Annotated in this window: 18 protein-coding genes; 13 read left to right on the top strand and 5 right to left on the bottom strand. The window is 63.6% G+C overall.

Features of this window, described 5'->3' with window-relative positions; all coding sequences use genetic code 11:
- The first annotated feature begins 73 nt into the window (after positions 1-73).
- The 7 genes from typA to AK829_RS05050 all read left to right on the top strand — a co-directional run bounded on the left by typA (position 74) and on the right by AK829_RS05050 (position 6353).
- Entirely contained in the window at positions 74-1990 is a 1917-nt protein-coding gene (typA, locus tag AK829_RS05080) for a translational GTPase TypA (protein WP_052204824.1), read from the top strand.
- Positions 1990-2862: an N-acetyl-1-D-myo-inositol-2-amino-2-deoxy-alpha-D-glucopyranoside deacetylase gene (mshB, locus tag AK829_RS05075; protein ID WP_052204822.1), complete on the top strand. Its 873-nt coding sequence runs from the start codon at positions 1990-1992 to the stop codon at positions 2860-2862. Before typA ends, mshB begins: the two co-directional genes overlap by 1 nt.
- On the top strand, positions 2850-3173 hold the full coding sequence (locus tag AK829_RS05070) for a hypothetical protein (RefSeq protein ID WP_052204820.1): 324 nt from the start codon (positions 2850-2852) through the stop codon (positions 3171-3173). The genes mshB and AK829_RS05070 overlap by 13 nt, the downstream gene beginning before the upstream one ends.
- A gap of 13 nt (positions 3174-3186) precedes the next feature.
- Entirely contained in the window at positions 3187-3510 is a 324-nt protein-coding gene (fdxA, locus tag AK829_RS05065) for a ferredoxin (protein ID WP_052204818.1), read from the top strand.
- A gap of 5 nt (positions 3511-3515) precedes the next feature.
- Positions 3516-4607 carry a succinyldiaminopimelate transaminase gene (dapC, locus tag AK829_RS05060; protein ID WP_052204816.1) on the top strand — a complete coding sequence of 364 codons (1092 nt, stop codon included), beginning with the start codon at positions 3516-3518 and terminating at the stop codon, positions 4605-4607.
- Between the two features lie 2 nt (positions 4608-4609).
- Positions 4610-5137, top strand: coding sequence for a GtrA family protein (locus AK829_RS05055; protein WP_052204814.1), 528 nt, complete (start codon positions 4610-4612; stop codon positions 5135-5137).
- A 124-nt stretch (positions 5138-5261) separates the two neighbouring features.
- Complete coding sequence (locus AK829_RS05050; RefSeq protein ID WP_052204812.1) at positions 5262-6353, top strand: HNH endonuclease signature motif containing protein; 1092 nt, start codon at positions 5262-5264, stop codon at positions 6351-6353.
- A 40-nt stretch (positions 6354-6393) separates the two neighbouring features.
- On the opposite strand, the gene AK829_RS05045 is transcribed toward AK829_RS05050, so the two are convergent.
- Genes AK829_RS05045 through AK829_RS05025 form a run of 5 tightly spaced genes read right to left on the bottom strand, consistent with a single transcriptional unit; the run spans position 6394 to position 11548 of the window.
- Positions 6394-6942, bottom strand: coding sequence for a GNAT family N-acetyltransferase (locus AK829_RS05045; RefSeq protein WP_180950610.1), 549 nt, complete (start codon positions 6940-6942; stop codon positions 6394-6396).
- Positions 6932-7861, bottom strand: a complete 930-nt coding sequence (gene dapD / locus AK829_RS05040; RefSeq protein WP_052204808.1) for a 2,3,4,5-tetrahydropyridine-2,6-dicarboxylate N-succinyltransferase — start codon at positions 7859-7861, stop codon at positions 6932-6934. Before dapD ends, AK829_RS05045 begins: the two co-directional genes overlap by 11 nt.
- A 10-nt stretch (positions 7862-7871) precedes the next feature.
- A complete protein-coding gene (locus AK829_RS05035) occupies positions 7872-9257 on the bottom strand; it encodes an amino acid permease (RefSeq protein WP_052204807.1) in 1386 nt (461 codons plus the stop codon).
- Positions 9254-10612, bottom strand: coding sequence for an amino acid permease (locus AK829_RS05030; RefSeq protein ID WP_052204805.1), 1359 nt, complete (start codon positions 10610-10612; stop codon positions 9254-9256). Before AK829_RS05030 ends, AK829_RS05035 begins: the two co-directional genes overlap by 4 nt.
- Positions 10613-10627: 15 nt before the next feature.
- A complete protein-coding gene (locus AK829_RS05025) occupies positions 10628-11548 on the bottom strand; it encodes a DapH/DapD/GlmU-related protein (protein WP_052206391.1) in 921 nt (306 codons plus the stop codon).
- A 31-nt stretch (positions 11549-11579) separates the two neighbouring features.
- Between AK829_RS05025 and dapE the strand changes: the two genes are divergently transcribed.
- From dapE to AK829_RS12135, 6 genes are read left to right on the top strand one after another with little or no spacing between them, the layout of a single operon-like run.
- Entirely contained in the window at positions 11580-12698 is a 1119-nt protein-coding gene (dapE, locus tag AK829_RS05020) for a succinyl-diaminopimelate desuccinylase (RefSeq protein WP_052204804.1), read from the top strand.
- A 13-nt stretch (positions 12699-12711) separates the two neighbouring features.
- Positions 12712-13527, top strand: coding sequence for an LOG family protein (locus AK829_RS05015; protein ID WP_052204801.1), 816 nt, complete (start codon positions 12712-12714; stop codon positions 13525-13527).
- A gap of 16 nt (positions 13528-13543) precedes the next feature.
- Positions 13544-14356 (top strand): dihydropteroate synthase, encoded by an 813-nt coding sequence (gene folP, locus AK829_RS05010; RefSeq protein ID WP_052204799.1) that lies wholly within the window; start codon positions 13544-13546, stop codon positions 14354-14356.
- Between the two features lie 8 nt (positions 14357-14364).
- Positions 14365-15087, top strand: a complete 723-nt coding sequence (locus tag AK829_RS05005; protein WP_052206390.1) for a glucosyl-3-phosphoglycerate synthase — start codon at positions 14365-14367, stop codon at positions 15085-15087.
- A gap of 3 nt (positions 15088-15090) precedes the next feature.
- On the top strand, positions 15091-15462 hold the full coding sequence (locus AK829_RS12645) for a cell division protein DivIVA (RefSeq protein WP_198147788.1): 372 nt from the start codon (positions 15091-15093) through the stop codon (positions 15460-15462).
- Positions 15434-15601, top strand: coding sequence for a DUF3117 domain-containing protein (locus AK829_RS12135; protein WP_070462057.1), 168 nt, complete (start codon positions 15434-15436; stop codon positions 15599-15601). Before AK829_RS12645 ends, AK829_RS12135 begins: the two co-directional genes overlap by 29 nt.
- Positions 15602-15651: the final 50 nt, after the last annotated feature.

The following is a 15651-nucleotide window of genomic DNA, read 5'->3' as shown; positions in this document are numbered from 1 at the left end:
AACGTGCGATTCGGGGGTTGGAGGGGTAGTGTTTAGACGTTCATACCGCCTATATATAAGGAGCAGCGGTTAAGTGTCGCACCCTGAATTTCGAAATGTAGCCATTGTCGCCCACGTTGACCACGGCAAGACCACCCTGGTTAACGCAATGCTGGAGCAGTCCGGCGTATTCGGTGACCATGGTGAACACGGCGACCGCGTGATGGACTCCGGTGAGCTCGAATCCGAGCGCGGCATCACAATTTTGGCCAAGAACACCGCCATCCGTCGCGCAGGCGCCGGCAAGGACGGCCGCGACCTGGTGATCAACGTGATTGATACCCCGGGCCACGCCGACTTTGGCGGCGAGGTTGAGCGCGGCCTGTCCATGGTGGACGGTGTTGTGCTGCTGGTAGACGCATCTGAGGGCCCGCTGCCGCAGACCCGCTTCGTGCTGGGCAAGGCGCTGGAATCCAAGAAGCCGGTCATCATCTGCGTGAACAAGACGGACCGCCCGGATGCTCGCATTGATGAGGTTGTGGAGGAAGCCCAGGACCTGTTGCTGGAACTGGGCGCTGGCCTGGAAGACCCGGAGGCAGCCGAGGCTGCGGAGAACCTGCTGGAATTGCCGGTGCTCTACACCTCCGGCCGCGCGGGCCGTGCTTCCCAGGAAAACCCGGGCAACGGCAACCTGCCGGACAATGAGGATCTGCAGCCGCTGTTTGACGTTATCTATGACGTGCTGCCAGAACCGTCCGCTGACATCGACGCCCCCTTCCAAGCGCAGGTGACCAACCTGGACTCCTCCTCCTTCCTGGGCCGTATCGCACTGATCCGCGTATTCAAGGGCTCCGTGAAGAAGGGCCAGCAAGTCGCGTGGGTGCACTATGACGCGGAAGGCAACCAGCATGTGAAGAACGTGAAGGTGGCTGAGCTCCTGGTCACTGAAGGCCTGGATCGCGTTCCGGCCACCGAGGATGTGGTTGCCGGTGACATTGCCGCAATCTCTGGTGTGGACGAAATCATGATCGGTGACACCTTGTGCGACCCGGAGCACGTTGCGCCGCTGCCGCGCATCAAGGTGGATGACCCTGCGATTTCCATGACCATTGGCGTGAACACTTCGCCGATGGCTGGCCGTAACGGCGGTGACAAGCTCACGGCACGCATGATCAAGGCGCGCTTGGACCAGGAGCTGATCGGTAACGTCTCCATCAAGGTGCTGCCGACTGAGCGCCCGGACGCCTGGGAGGTCCAGGGCCGTGGTGAGATGGCGTTGACGGTGTTGATTGAGACGATGCGTCGTGAAGGCTTCGAGCTCACCGTGGGCAAGCCGCAGGTAGTGACCAAGGAGATCGACGGCAAGACCTACGAGCCGTACGACCACATGGTCATCGACGTGCCGAGTGAGCACCAGGGTGCCGTCACCCAGCTGCTGGCAAACCGCAAGGGCCAGATGACCGCAATGTCCAACACCGGTGCGGGTGATTGGGTGCGTATGGAGTTTGACGTGCCGTCGCGTGGCCTGATCGGCTTCCGCACCACCTTCCTCACCGAAACCCGCGGTGCTGGCATTGCCAACTCGTACTCCATCGAGCACCGCCCGTGGGCAGGCGAAATCAAGGGACGTCCGACAGGCTCCCTGGTGGCAGACCGCTCCGGCCAGGTCACCGCATACGCCCTGCAGCAGCTGGCGGACCGCGGCGACTTCTTCGTGGAGCCGGGTGCTGAGACCTACGAGGGCATGGTTGTTGGTGCGAACTCGCGTGATGAGGACATGGACATCAACATCACCAAGGAAAAGAAGCTGACCAACATGCGTGCAGCCAGCGCCGATACGACGGTGACGCTGCAGAAGGCCCGCACCCTTTCCCTGGATGAGGCCATCGAGTTCTGTGATGAGGACGAGTGCGTCGAGGTCGCGCCTGAGGCGATGCGCGTGCGCAAGATCATCCTGAACGCCACCGAGCGTGGCCGTGCACGTTCCCGCGCGAAGCAGCTGAATAAGTAATGCGGGATCTCGTCGGCTACCGGGCTGTATTCGTCCACGCCCACCCGGATGATGAGGCGATTACCACCGGCGGCACCATCGCCGATCTGGCCCGCCGTGGTGCGGACGTCACCGTGGTCACCTGCACCCTCGGCGAAGAGGGCGAAGTGATCGGGGAGACCTACCAGCATCTGGTTGCGGACGAGGCCGATCAGCTTGGCGGTTTCCGCATCGGTGAGCTCGCGGCGTCCCTGCGTGCGCTGGGCGCGCGCGGTGAGTTCCTCGGCGGCGCTGGACGTTTCCGTGATTCCGGCATGGCGGGTTCGCCGGCGCACCAGAACCCACGTGCGTTTGTGAACAACACCGATGTGGCGACTGACCTGCTGGTGTCGCTGTTTGAGCGCATCCGCCCGCACGCTGTGGTGACCTACGATGCCAATGGAGGCTACGGCCACCCGGACCACATCCAGGCCCACCGCATCACGCACGCCGCCGCAACTCGTGCCGGGGTGCCGCGCGTGCTGCACACCGTCCGCCTTGCGCATGAGACCAACGCTGCGTTGCCCGCCGCCGCCCCCGCCGGTTGGCGCCTGCCGCAGCCAGGAGAGCTCGATGGGGTAGATGAGGCCGATTTGAGCATTGTGCTTGACGACGCCACGTATGCCGCCAAAACCTCCTCCATGCAAGCCCACGCCACCCAGCTGTGGATCGCCAATGGGCTGGTCTCTGAATCCAACCCGCATGCGGTCCTTTGTGATGGCCCGGTGGTCTACTACGCCCTGAGCAACCTGATCGTGCAGCCGCTGCAGCGCGTGGAGCACTACCAGCTCGGCGCAGGTGTGCCGCTGCCGGATGGCCCAGATGGTGCGGACGGGATCTTTTGCGGACTGTAGAACGCGGTGACTCCCGCGAGTTTTCCCGCGGTGAAATTATTCAGGCCTACGTGTTCCTGAGTGTTTTCGCCGCGGTTTTCGCGTTTGTGGGGGCAACGTATCTGACGGATCTGTGGCTACCGCTTGCGTGGGTACTTATGCCGTTGGCAACGTTGGTGCTCACGCGTACGGCGGCGCTGTGGACGTCGCGACGCATCGTGTGGCTTGTTCCCTTGGCCGTGTGGTGCGCCGTGTGGGTCATTTTTGGCGGGGGTTGGGCACTCGTTGCCGGTTTAGGCGGCGGCGTTTGGCCCCTCGCCAGGGCGAAGTGACATACTAGAGCGCATGACTTACGTGATTGCTCAGCCGTGCGTTGATGTCAAGGACCGCGGCTGCGTCGAGGAATGCCCGGTCGACTGCATCTACGAAGGCAAGCGCATGCTCTACATCCACCCGGATGAGTGCGTGGACTGCGGTGCGTGTGAGCCCGCCTGCCCGGTGGAGGCCATCTTCTACGAGGATGACACTCCGGATGAGTGGAGCGAGTACTACGACGCCAATGTTGGCTTCTTTGATGAGCTTGGTTCCCCGGGCGGCGCCGCGAAGACGGGCGCGCTTGATTTTGACCACCCGTTTGTGGCTGCCTTGCCGCCGCAGAACCAGGACTAGATTTTATGCGTACCCCTTTGGCCTCGGTGTTGCCCGATTTCCCCTGGGACACGATTGCAGACGTGAAGGCGAAAGCCGCGTCGCACCCGGACGGGCTGATTGACCTTTCCGTTGGCGGGCCGGTGGACCCAGTTGCGCCTGCGATCCAGCTTGCGCTGACGGAGCATGCTGCGATCCCTGGCTACCCGCAGACGGCGGGCACGCCGGAGTTGCGTCGCACGATCGTGGAGGCGCTTTCGCGCCGCTTCGGCATCACGGGCTTGGATGAGCAGTCGGTGCTGCCCACGATTGGCCTGAAGGAAGCGATCGCCTGGCTGCCCACGCTTCTGGGCATGCGCGGCGAGACGGTCATCATCCCCGAGGTTGCGTACCCCACCTATGAGGTCGCCGCACTGATCGCGGGTTGCAAGGTGGTGCGCTCTGATTCGCCTATCGACGGCGCGTCCTTGGCCTTCATCAACTCCCCATCCAACCCGACGGGGGCGGTTATGGGCGTTGACCAGCTGAAGTCCTGGGTGGAGTTCAGCCGCGACACCGGTGCAATTGTGGCCTCTGATGAGTGCTACCTCTACCTCGGCTGGTCCGCTGAGGCGGTGTCCATCCTGCATCCGAGCGTGACTGGCGGGGACAACACGGGTCTTCTGGCGTTGCATTCGTTGTCGAAGACGTCGAATATGGCGTCGTATCGCTCGGGCACCATTTCCGGCGACCGTGCGCTGGTCCAGGAGCTGCTGGAGGCGCGCAAGCACGCGGGTCTCATGGTGCCAGGGCCGATCCAGGCGGCGATGGTTGCCGCGTTCGCGGAAGACACTCACGAGGAGCTGCAGCGCACCACGTACGCCGCGCGTCGCGCCGTGTTGCTGAAGGGCTTGGTTGCCGCGGGCTTCGAGGTTGATCACTCTGAGGCAGGTCTGTACCTGTGGGCAAGGAAGGACGGCTTGAGCTCGCGCGAGGCGCTCGCGTGGCTGGCTGAGCGTGGCATCCTTGCCGCCCCGGGTGATTTCTACGGCCCGGCCGGCGCTAACCACGTGCGCGTGGCCATGACCACCACGGATGCCCACGCCGCCGAAGCCGCGCGGCGCCTAGGCGCAAGCTAGGAATGACCTCCCAACGCTTTGTTGCTGAGGCCACACAGTTTCTGAAGTTCGGCATCGTCGGCGGGTCCGGCGTGCTGGTCAACTTGGCCGCGTTTTATGTGTTCAAGAAGCTGTTGGACTCCGGCTTTGGCGTCCACGAGTCTGAGGTGTTTTTCAACCTCCTCGGCACGCGCTTTAACGTGCGCTGGTACCACGTGTTGTCCACAGTGGCGTTCGTGGTGGCGAATACGTGGAACTATCAGTTGAACCGTTCCTGGACGTTCCGCGGGGAGGGCGGGCGTTCGTGGCTGCGCGGGTATGTGCCGTTTCTTGCCACGGGTGTGGTGGCGCTTGTTGTGTCGCTGACGGTGATGACGTTTTTGATGAACCCGCTCTCGCCGATCGCACTGCCGGCAGAGGTGTTTGATGACTCCACGGGGCTTCGCACCAAGAGCTACTGGGCGCAAGCGATTTCGACGTTTGTGGCCATGCCTGTCAATTTCGTGATTAACAAATTCTGGGCATTCGGCAAGCCAAAAGCCGTTTCTTAAACCTGCAGGTCAAACGATTTTGCTTTTTGCTTGCCGACGCCCCGCCTGTGGATAACTCCAACTTATCCACAGGCCCAAGCGCCAAAGCTTGTGCGCGATTTGGGTGGGCAGTAGCTTGTGGCCCATGGAATTTGGGGACTTTCTCTCGGCAGGGGTGGATACCCTAGCTGGCTTCGACCGTGACGCCGCGTTGGCGGCGTGTGTCGCGCCGTCTCGGGTGCGTGAATGGCAGGCCGTCCACGGCGTCTATTACGGGCCGACGCGCTTTACGCGTAGGCAGGCGCAGGCCCGCGAGATGGCGGGAGGGGCGAGCCTGGACAAGCTTGTGCTTATAGAGCGCAAACTGCGCCGCGTTACCGACGACGGCGAGCGCTGGCGCCTGCGCGAGGAACTGCTGCGCTTCACTGGGCGCTATGACGCCCTTTCGCGCCACGCCGACACCCTCATTGACACCCCGAAGCCGCCGCCGCAGAAGCAGCTGCGCTTTAGCCGTTCGAAGTCGGGTATGCGGACGATGACGCTAACCTATGCCGAGCGCGACATTGCGGATGTGGAGCACGCGCTGCGCCAGGTCATCGACCACGAGCGTCCCGCCGCAGCCCAGCTTGCGGATGCGTTTGTGGGCCTTTTGCGTAACGACGCCCACGACAACCCACCCAGCGCCCCCACCCGCATCCCGCACGCCGCACCCCGCCCGATGATCCTCATCCCGCTTCCGGAGTGGACCCGCCTGAGCGCCGCCACCGCCACCGCGGCTGCCGCTGACGCAGCTGAGGTGACCCTGCACCTGACCGACGGCACCTCGATGACCGGTGCCGAGTTCCTGGCCAAGTACTACGGTGCAGAGCTTGAAGTGGCGCTGTTCCACCCGCGCGAGGGGGCGGTGAACCTGTATCGCACGCAGCGTTTCGCCAACGCGAAGCAGCGCGACTTGGCGGGGTTGTTGATGCCGGTGTGTCCGGCGCCGGACTGCCGCCACGGTTCTGATGCCTGCCAGATGCACCACGTGCAGTCCTGGGCACGCGGCGGGATGACGAATATGGATAATCTTTCGCCGCTGTGTCGCTATCACAACGGGGTGAATGATGATGACCCCGCGCACCACTACCGAGGCCGAATAGAGGTGCGGGGTGGGACGCCGGTGTGGGTGTCGCCAAGCGGGCGGGCCGTACCGGCACGAACACCGGGCGCGATGCAACTCCTCTTCGGTGACTAGGCAGCGGCTGGTCACCGTCTAGTCACCGGCAGGTCACCGGCTAATCACAGGAAAGCCGCGAGTACTGCGCGATGTCGATGAATTCCCCGTGAAGGAATTCGCCGCCGCGGATGACACCTTCGAAGGTGTAGCCGGCCTGCTCGGCAACGTGCCGGGAGGCCGCGTTGTCGACCCCTGCCCGGATCACCAGGCGGTGGAACCCTTGGGCGAAGGCGTGTTCGCTGACCAAGCGGACCGCGCGCGTCATTGCGCCGCGTCCGCGCGCCCAGGGGGCAGCGTTGTAGCCGAAGTCGCCCGAGCGGTGTTGTTCGGAGTGCAGGCGTAGTTCGATGTTGCCGCAGAAGCGGGCGTCCATAACAAGCGCCCACCGCGCACACGAAGGTCCGGGACTGCCTAAGAATGCCGAAGCCATCTCTTCGGTGTAGGGGTGGGGGACTTGCGTCCAGCGCACCATGCGCGGGTCATTGCACGCGGCAATCAGATCGTCGCGTACACCCGCGATGGTGTCCACCTGCGACCACGGCAGCAACACCAAGTCGCCATCCACGAGTACCTCTTCGGGCAGAGGCCAGGTGAGCTTAGTTGGCATGCAGGATGTCATTGAGCTCAACGCCCTTGGCGGGTACGACCTCGATGGCGCCGGTGAGGGAGTTGCGGCGGAACAGCAGCCCGTCCTTGCCGGAGAGCTCCACAGCCTTGACGGTCTCGCCGTTGACCTGCACCTTGGAGGACGCGGTGACGTAGAGGCCGGCTTCGACGATGCAGTCGTTACCCAGGGAGATGCCGACGCCGGCGTTGGCGCCGAGCAGGCAGCGCTGACCAAGCGAGATGACTTCCTTGCCGCCGCCGGACAGGGTGCCCATGATGGAGGCGCCGCCGCCGATGTCGGTGCCGTCTCCAACAACAACACCTGCGGAGATGCGGCCTTCAACCATGGAGGCGCCAAGCGTGCCGGCGTTGAAGTTAACAAAGCCTTCGTGCATGACGGTGGTGCCTTCGGCTAGGTGTGCGCCAAGCCGGATGCGGTCCGCGTCTCCAATACGTACGCCAGACGGCACGACGTAGTCCACCATGCGTGGGAACTTGTCCACGGAGAACACCACAACCGGCCCCTTGGCGGCTAGGCGTGCGCGGGTCATCTGGAAGTCAGCCACGGCACACGGGCCGTAGTTGGTCCACACCACGTTTGCTAGCAGGCCAAACACGCCGTCCATGTTGGCGCCGTGCGGCTTGATCAGGCGGTGGGAGAGCAGGTGGAGGCGCAGGTAGACGTCGTAGGCGTCGATCGCTGGCTGGTCCAGGTCAGCAATTTGCGTATCGACGACCACGCGAGCCACCCCTCGCGCCTCATCCGGCCCCACCAAGTCAGCGAAGCGGGGGTCTTCCTTTTCAACTCGGGTGGTGCCGGTCTCGCCGGTGCCTTCGAGTTTCGGGGCGGGGTACCAAACGTCTAGAACAGTGCCGTCGTGCGTAACAGTTGCCAAACCACGGGCGGATGCAGAAGTCATGACAGACACCTTAGCGCTTGCTGGATGTTGTCAGGAACGACAGACCGATGAGGACGGCGGAAAGGATGGTGACGGAGATGATTTGGGTGCGTGATGAGGCGTCGAAAAGCATGAGCACCGTAAGCCCCACAAGGGCGGCGAGGGTGACCCAGGGGACCCAGGATGCGCCGCGCACACGCACAGTGGTGGCGCGGATCTGGGGGTGCAGCTTGATGTAGCTGAGTGTGATCATGGTCCAGGTGACAATCAGGCAGCCGCCGGTTGCGGCCATGAGGAAGTCGATCATCCCTGGCGGGTTCCACCACTGCAGGCCGACGGCGACGAATGCGAAGAACACGCTGATCAGCACCGCGTTGGTGGGGACGGCGTTGGCGTTGGTTTTGGCGGTCCAGCGTGGGGCGTCGCCTTCGAGGGCGAGCTGGTAGATCAGGCGGGAGGTGCCGTAGAGCTGAGCGTTGAAGGCGGACAGCAGCGCGAGCACGATCACGGCCTCCATGAGCCCTGCGGCGCCCGGGATGTTCGCCATTTCGAGCACTTGGGTGAAGGGGGAGTCGGCGGCGGAGTTGGCGCCGTCGATTTGGGCGTATGGCAGAAGCAGCACGATGACGGCAATCGAGCCGAGGTAGAACAGCGCGATGCGCCAGATGATGGTGTTAACGGCAGTTTTGACGTTTTGTGCCGGGTTTTCGGATTCTGCGGCGGCGATGGTGACCACTTCGATACCGCCGAACGCGAACGCCACGGCGAGCAGGCCGGCGGCGATGCCGGTGACGCCGTGCGGGGCGAATCCGGATTCACGCACGTTGTCGAAGCCGACGAAGCCGCTGGCTGGCAACAGGCCTAGCCAGAGGGCTGCGCCAATGACAATGAAGCCGACGATCACCGCGACTTTGATCATGGCGAACCAGTACTCGAACTCGCCAAACCCGCGCACCTGGGCGAGGTTGACGGCGGTGAGGAACGCAACCACCACAAGGGCCGGTACCCACTGCGGGACGTTGAACCAGCCGGCCATCATGGCGGATGCGCCGGTGATTTCGGCACCGCACGCCATGATGAGCAGGAACCAATACAGCCAGCCGAGGAGGAAGCCTGCCCAGTGTCCGAAGGCTTGTCGGCCGTAGGTGGAAAATGAGCCGGAGGAGGGGCGGGCGGCGGCCATTTCACCAAGCATGCGCATCACGGCGATGACGATGGCGCCGGCGATGATGTAGGCGATGATGATGGCGGGGCCGGCGGCGCGGATGCCTACGCCGACGCCTAAAAACAGGCCGGCGCCGACTGCGGTGCCCAGGCCCATGAGGGTGAGGTGGCGTGATTTGAGGCCGGTGCCAAGATCGCCATCGGTAGCGGTGTTGGTGGCGGTGTTGGTGGCGGCGGAGGATGGTGTGGTCATCGTGGGGTCTTTCGGGTCCAGATTGCGCCGGCGAGGCAGATGACGCCGACGACAACGGTGACAGCCAGTACTTGGAAGCGGCCGTCGGGGTTGGTGAGCATGAGCAGGACGAGGCCTGCGATTAGGGCGATGGTGGTCCAGGGCAGCCAGCTGGGTGCCCACATGCGGACGTGGGTGATTTCACCTCGCGCTACCAGCTGCGGGTGGAGGCGCAGGAAGGAAAACGCGATGGCGAACCAGATCACGATCAGGCAGCCGCCGACGGCGTTGAGCAGAAACGCCAAAAGCCCCGGCGGGTTCCAGTACTGCAGGCCGACGGCGACGAGGCCGAAGAAGACGGACACCAAAACGGCCCTAACGGGCACCCCGCGGGGGTCGGTTTGGGCGAAGGACGCTGGGGCGTCGCCACGCACGGCGAGCGAGTGGAGGAAGCGCGAGGAGCCGTAGACCTGGGTGTTGCAGGCGCTGAGCAAAGCGACGGCGATGACGGCTTCCATAATCCCCACGGCACCTGGGATGTTGGCTAGGCGCAGTACGGCGGTAAACGGCGATTCGGAGGCGTCGTTTGCGCCGCCGATTTGGTCAAACGGCAGAAGCAGCACGATCAGCAGCACGGAGCCGATGTAGAACACGGAGATGCGCCAGATGATGGTCTTGATGGCCGAGTGCACGGCCACTTCGGGGTCTTCGGATTCGGCCGCGGCGATGGTGACAAGTTCGATGCCGCCGAAGGCAAACGCAACGGCCAGCAGTGCGGTGGCAACGCCGCCGAAGCCGTTGGGCATGAAGCCAACGTCACGGATCTGGCTTAAGCCCACGAAGGACGTGCCCGGCAACAACCCCAGCCACAGCGCCACGCCAAGCGCGAGGAATGCGACGATGACCAGCACTTTGATCAGGGCGAACCAGAACTCGAACTCGCCGTAGTTCTTTACCGCGGCGAAGTTGATCAGCGTAAACACCACGATGGCGATCAGCGCCGGGATCCACGGGGAGATGGCGAACCAGGAGGCGATGATCGCGGACGCGCCGGTGATTTCTACCGCCATGATCATGACCATCATGAACCAGTAGAGCCAGCCGATGGCAAAACCCGCCCAGCGGCCGAAGGCCTGCTCGGCGTAAGTGGAAAACGCGCCGGAGGAGGGGCGCGCGGCCACCATTTCGGCGAGCATCTGCATCACGCAGACGGTGATGAAGCCTGCGATGATGTAGGCCAGAAGCACGGCCGGTCCTGCGGCGGCGATGCCTACGCCGGTGCCCAAGAACAGTCCGGCGCCGATGGCGGAGCCGAGGCCCATCATGGTGAGGTGTCGTGTTTGGAGTCCTCGCCCTAGCGAGGTGTTGTCTGACATGTGGATGACGTTACGCTACGGCCTTTGGCGCAATACCGGGGAGTTCGAAAATGGTTCGTTGCTGATGACAATGTTGGATTCGCCGCTGATGTCGCGGGCGTGGACTTGGTGGCCCACGCGGGCGTCGAAAAGCGTGGTGCTCGGCTCTAGCACGACGCCGAGGCCGAGCTCACAGTTGTCTCCAAGGTCCACGCCGATCAGTCCGGAGGAGTGGCGCAGGCGGCAGTTGCGGCCGATGTTCAGCGGTTTGCGGTTGCGGCGCACCCCCTCGTCGGCGGCGACGAGCGCGTTGAGCGAGACTTTGCTGCCTTCGCCGACGGTCACGGAAGAAGACAAGCGGCCTTCCACGCGCGCCGGGCCGATGGTGCCGGCGTTGTATGACACGTAGCCTTCGCGGATGACTTGGGTGCCGGGGGCAAGGTGGGCGCCGAGGCGGACGCGTTCGGCTTCGGCGATAGCAACGCCGGTGGGTACCACGTAGTCCACCATGCGCGGCAGTTGCTCGATGCTTAAGACTTGGATTTGGCCGCGGGAGCGCAGGTTGGTGCGGATGTATTCGAAGTTGTCCGCAAGGCAGGGGCCTTTGTTGGTCCAGACCACTTCGGCGAGGTGTTCGAGGCAGTCGAACATGTTGATTTGCATGGGTTGGACAAGGCGGTGGGAGAGCAGGTGGAGGCGCAGGTAGACGTCGTGGGCGTCGATGGGTGGGGCGGAGAGATCAGCAATTTCGGTGCGGACGGGCACGAGTTCAACCAGCCGGTCGCGGTCCATGCCGATGAGGTTTAAGAAGCGGTCTGACAGTTCGCGTGCGGAGACGCGCCGGGTTGCGGTGGTGAGGTTTTCGCCGCCGAGTTGTGGGCTGGGGTACCAGGTGTCCAGCACCGTTCCGTCCATGGCGATGTTGGCAATTCCTATTCCGTGGGCTCCTTGCAGCATTGTTGCATCATAACCAAGTAGCATCGGCGCAATGGAGCTTTCGCTTATCGACGCCCCCGTGACCCTCACCACCGAACTCATCGACATCGAGTCGCCGTCGCACCATGAGGCCAAGATCGCCGACGTGATCGAAGCTGCGCTTCGCGGCCTTGAGGCTGGCAGTACTGGAAATGCTGGAAACGTCAGTGTTGAACGTTTCGGCAACACCCTTGTTGCGCGCACGCATTTTGCTAAGGCGCAGCGGGTGGTGCTTGCTGGCCATGTGGATACGGTGCCGCTTGCAGATAACACGCCGCACCATTTTGAAGACACCCCGGAAGGCCGTGTGCTGTTTGGCTGCGGCGCGGTGGATATGAAGTCTGGGTTGGCGTGTTACCTGTCGGCGTTTGCGGCGCTGGCGAATGACCCGGAAGCTGCCGCGTTTGATTTGACGTTTATTGCCTATGAGGGCGAGGAGGTGGCCACGAAGTACAACGGCCTTTACCACTTGGAGCGTGACCATCCGGAGTTGTTGGCGGGTGACATCGCGCTGCTAGGGGAGCCCTCGGGTGGGATCATCGAGGCCGGCTGCCAGGGCACGATCCGGGTGTTTGTGGACGCGCACGGGACTCGCGCGCACTCCGCGCGTGCGTGGCTGGGGGACAATGCCGCGCACAAGTTAGCTGGCGTGCTGGGCCGCATTGCTGCCTATGAGCCGCGCGACGTCACGATTGCGGGCTGCACGTACCGCGAAGGCCTCAACGTGGTGGGCATGGAAGGGTTCGTGGCCACGAATACGATTCCGGATTTTGCGCGGTTGACGGTGAATTTTCGGTATGCGCCGGATCGTGGCGTCGATAAGGCAAAGGCTCATCTGGAGGAAGTGCTGGACCTGGAGCCGGGCTTGGAGCTGATTTACGACGACGTGGCGCCCGCGGCCCTCCCCGGCCTCGACGACCCGGTGGCCGCCGAGTTGGTGCGTGCCGTTGGTGGCAATGTGCGGGCCAAATACGGATGGACGGACGTGGCGCGCTTCTCTAGTCTGGGGGTGCCTGCTGTCAACTTCGGGCCGGGAGATCCTGGATTTGCGCACAAGCGCGACGAGCAGTGCCCAGTTGAGCAGATTGAGCATGTGTACGCGCAGCTCATGGACTACCTGACAGCGAAATAGGAGGCGAGTTTTCATGGCACCCCACATCACTCCGCGTCGGCCAGAACGTGACCGTAAGCTGCGTGGCCCACTGATGCTGCGCAGCGAACAGCAGCAGGAAACGACGTATGACCAGCGCTTGCTGGAGTCCCTGGGCCACATGGATCACGATTGGAAGCATGCGGACCCGTGGCGCGTGATGCGTATTCAGTCCGAGTTTGTGGCGGGGTTTGATGCGCTCTCGGAGATGCCGAAGGCCGTAACCGTGTTTGGCTCGGCGCGTCTGGGGGAGGGAACCCCGGAGTATGAGTTGGCGCGAGAGGTTGGCAAGGCGCTGACGGAGGCGGGCTACGCCGTGATCACCGGCGGCGGGCCGGGTTTGATGGAGGGGCCGAACCGCGGCGCGCACGAGGCGGGTGGCATTTCGGTGGGCCTGGGCATTGAGCTGCCGCACGAGCAGGGCTTGAACGACTGGGTGGATCTGGGCCTGAACTTCCGCTACTTCTTTGCGCGTAAAACGATGTTTTTGAAGTACTCGCAGGCGTTTATCTCCCTGCCGGGCGGTTTTGGCACGATGGATGAGGTCTTTGAGGTGCTGTGCATGGTGCAGACCGGCAAGGTGACCAACTTCCCGATCGTGTTGATGGGCACGGAGTTCTGGTCGGGCCTGGTCACGTGGCTGCGTGAGCAGCTGTTGGGTCGCGGGCTGATTTCGCCTGGCGACGATGAGCTGTTCATTGTCACCGACTCCGTCGAGGAAGCTATCGAGCACATTGTCTCCGCGCATCGTGTGATGACGGATGAGCGCCTCACCGGCCGCGAATCTATCGCTGACTCCATTGTTGAGTAGGCCGTTGGCCCAGGTGATGGCCATTGTTAATCGCACCCCGGATTCCTTTTATGACCAGGGTGCGACGTTTGCGATTGACGCGGCCGTTGCGCGCGCGTCCGAGGCGGTGGCGGATGGGGCGAGCATTATCGACGTTGGCGGGGTCAAAGCCGGCCCCGGCGACGAGGTCGACGCTGTAGAGGAAATTGAGCGCATCGTGCCGGTGATCGCCGCGGTGCGCGCCGCACACCCGGATGTGGTGATCAGTGCGGACACGTGGCGCGCGGACGTCGCCCAAGCGGCGGTAGACGCAGGCGCGAACCTGATCAATGACACGTGGGCGGGCTTTGACCCGCAGCTGGTGGAGGTCGCAGGCGCAAACGGTGTGGGGTACGTGTGCTCACACACCGGTGGCGCGGTGCCGCGCACACGCCCGCACCGCGTGCGTTACGACGACGTAGTGGCCGACGTCATCGCCGAAACCACCGCGCTTGCCGAGCGCGCGGTGTCTTTAGGGGCGCGGGAAGACCTGGTGTTCATTGACCCGACGCATGACTTTGGCAAGAACACCTTCCACGGCCTTGAGCTTTTGCGGCGCGTGGACGAACTAGTGGCTACCGGCTGGCCGGTGCTGATGGCGCTGTCCAATAAGGACTTCGTGGGTGAGACGGTGGATCGTCCGGTGGGGGAGCGCGTGGCCGGCACCTTGGCGGCGACAGCGTGGGCGGCAGCGCGTGGCGTGGCGGCGTTTCGTGTGCACGAGGTCCGCGAAACCGTCGACGTGATCCGCATGACCGCCGCGATTGCCGGCCAGGCCCCGCCGCTGAACACCGTCCGGGGGTTGGCGTGATTGGAAACCTGACCGTCAGCGTGGTTATCCCGGCGCTCAACGAGGAGGCCACGGTGGCACACGTTGCACAGGCGTGTTTGGCGTCGTGCGCTGATGAGGTCCTCGTGATCGATTCCGACTCCACTGACAACACCGCCGCGGAGGCGGCGCGGGTGGGGGCGCGTGTGGTGGGATGGCGTGGCGTCGATAAGCAAAAGCCCTGGCCCGGGAAAGGGGAGGCCCTGTGGCGCGGGGTGAAAGCCGCGCGCGGGGACGTGGTGGTGTTTGTGGATGCAGACGTGACCAACGTGGATCCCTGGTGGGTGGACACACTGGCCGCCCCCTTTGCAGACCCCGCAATTCACCTGGTCAACGCCACCTACGAGCGGCTCGGCGCCGGCGGGCGCGTAACCGAGCTGACCGCCAAACCGCTGCTGCGCACCTACTTCCCGCAGCTCGCCAGCCTTGACCAGCCGCTGGCGGGCGAATACGCCATCCGCAGAGAAACCGCCCTTCAGGTGCCGTTTGTCGCAGGATATGGGGTAGAGGTCGGGTTGATTATCGACGTCCACGCCACCCACCCCAACGCCATCACCCAAGTCAACCTGGGGAAGCGCACCCACCGCAATCGCCCGCTATCCGAGCTTGGACCCATGGCCGACGTTGTCACACGTACTGTCCTTTCGCGTGCCGGCGTGCTGCCGGAAGGGGCCGCGCCGCTTAAGCAGCGACCGCCGTGGAATAAGATGTAGCCCATGCTTTCGTGGATCCTGCTGATTCTGGCTCTGGCCGTCTTCGCGCTGATGGGCATGTGGCTGTTCTCCGCCGTGTTTGGGCGCGGCGAGGTGCTGCCGCCCATGGAGGACACCGCTGACGTGAAAGACGCCAACCGGACCGCCGTTGAAGAGGGCCGTTTTGACGACATCCAGCTGGAAGTTGTCCACCGCGGATACCGCATGGACCAGGTCGATGCGCTGCTTGCCCAGCTGACGGGTACGGAGCTGGCTACGGAGCCCGCAACAGCGCTGGCCCCCGAAGATGCGCCGGAGCGCGTACAATTGGGCGAAGAACTTCTAGTTAGCGAAGGAGAGCCTACCCATGGCAGCAATGAAACCGCGCACCGGTAACGGTCCGATGGAAGCAGTGGAAGAAAGCCGCAAGATTGTAATGCGTATCCCGTCCGACGGCGGTGGCCGTTTGGTTGTGGAGATGAGCAAGGAAGAGGCTGCCGAACTTGGGCAGCTGCTGCTTGACGCATCGAAGTAGCGCGATTATTCCCCTTCGCCCCGCCCCGCGGGGCGTTTTTTATTGTGCGG

The organism is Corynebacterium riegelii (assembly GCF_001263755.1).
In the GTDB taxonomy this organism is placed as follows: domain Bacteria; phylum Actinomycetota; class Actinomycetes; order Mycobacteriales; family Mycobacteriaceae; genus Corynebacterium; species Corynebacterium riegelii.
This window is presented reverse-complemented; position numbering and strand designations above follow the sequence as displayed.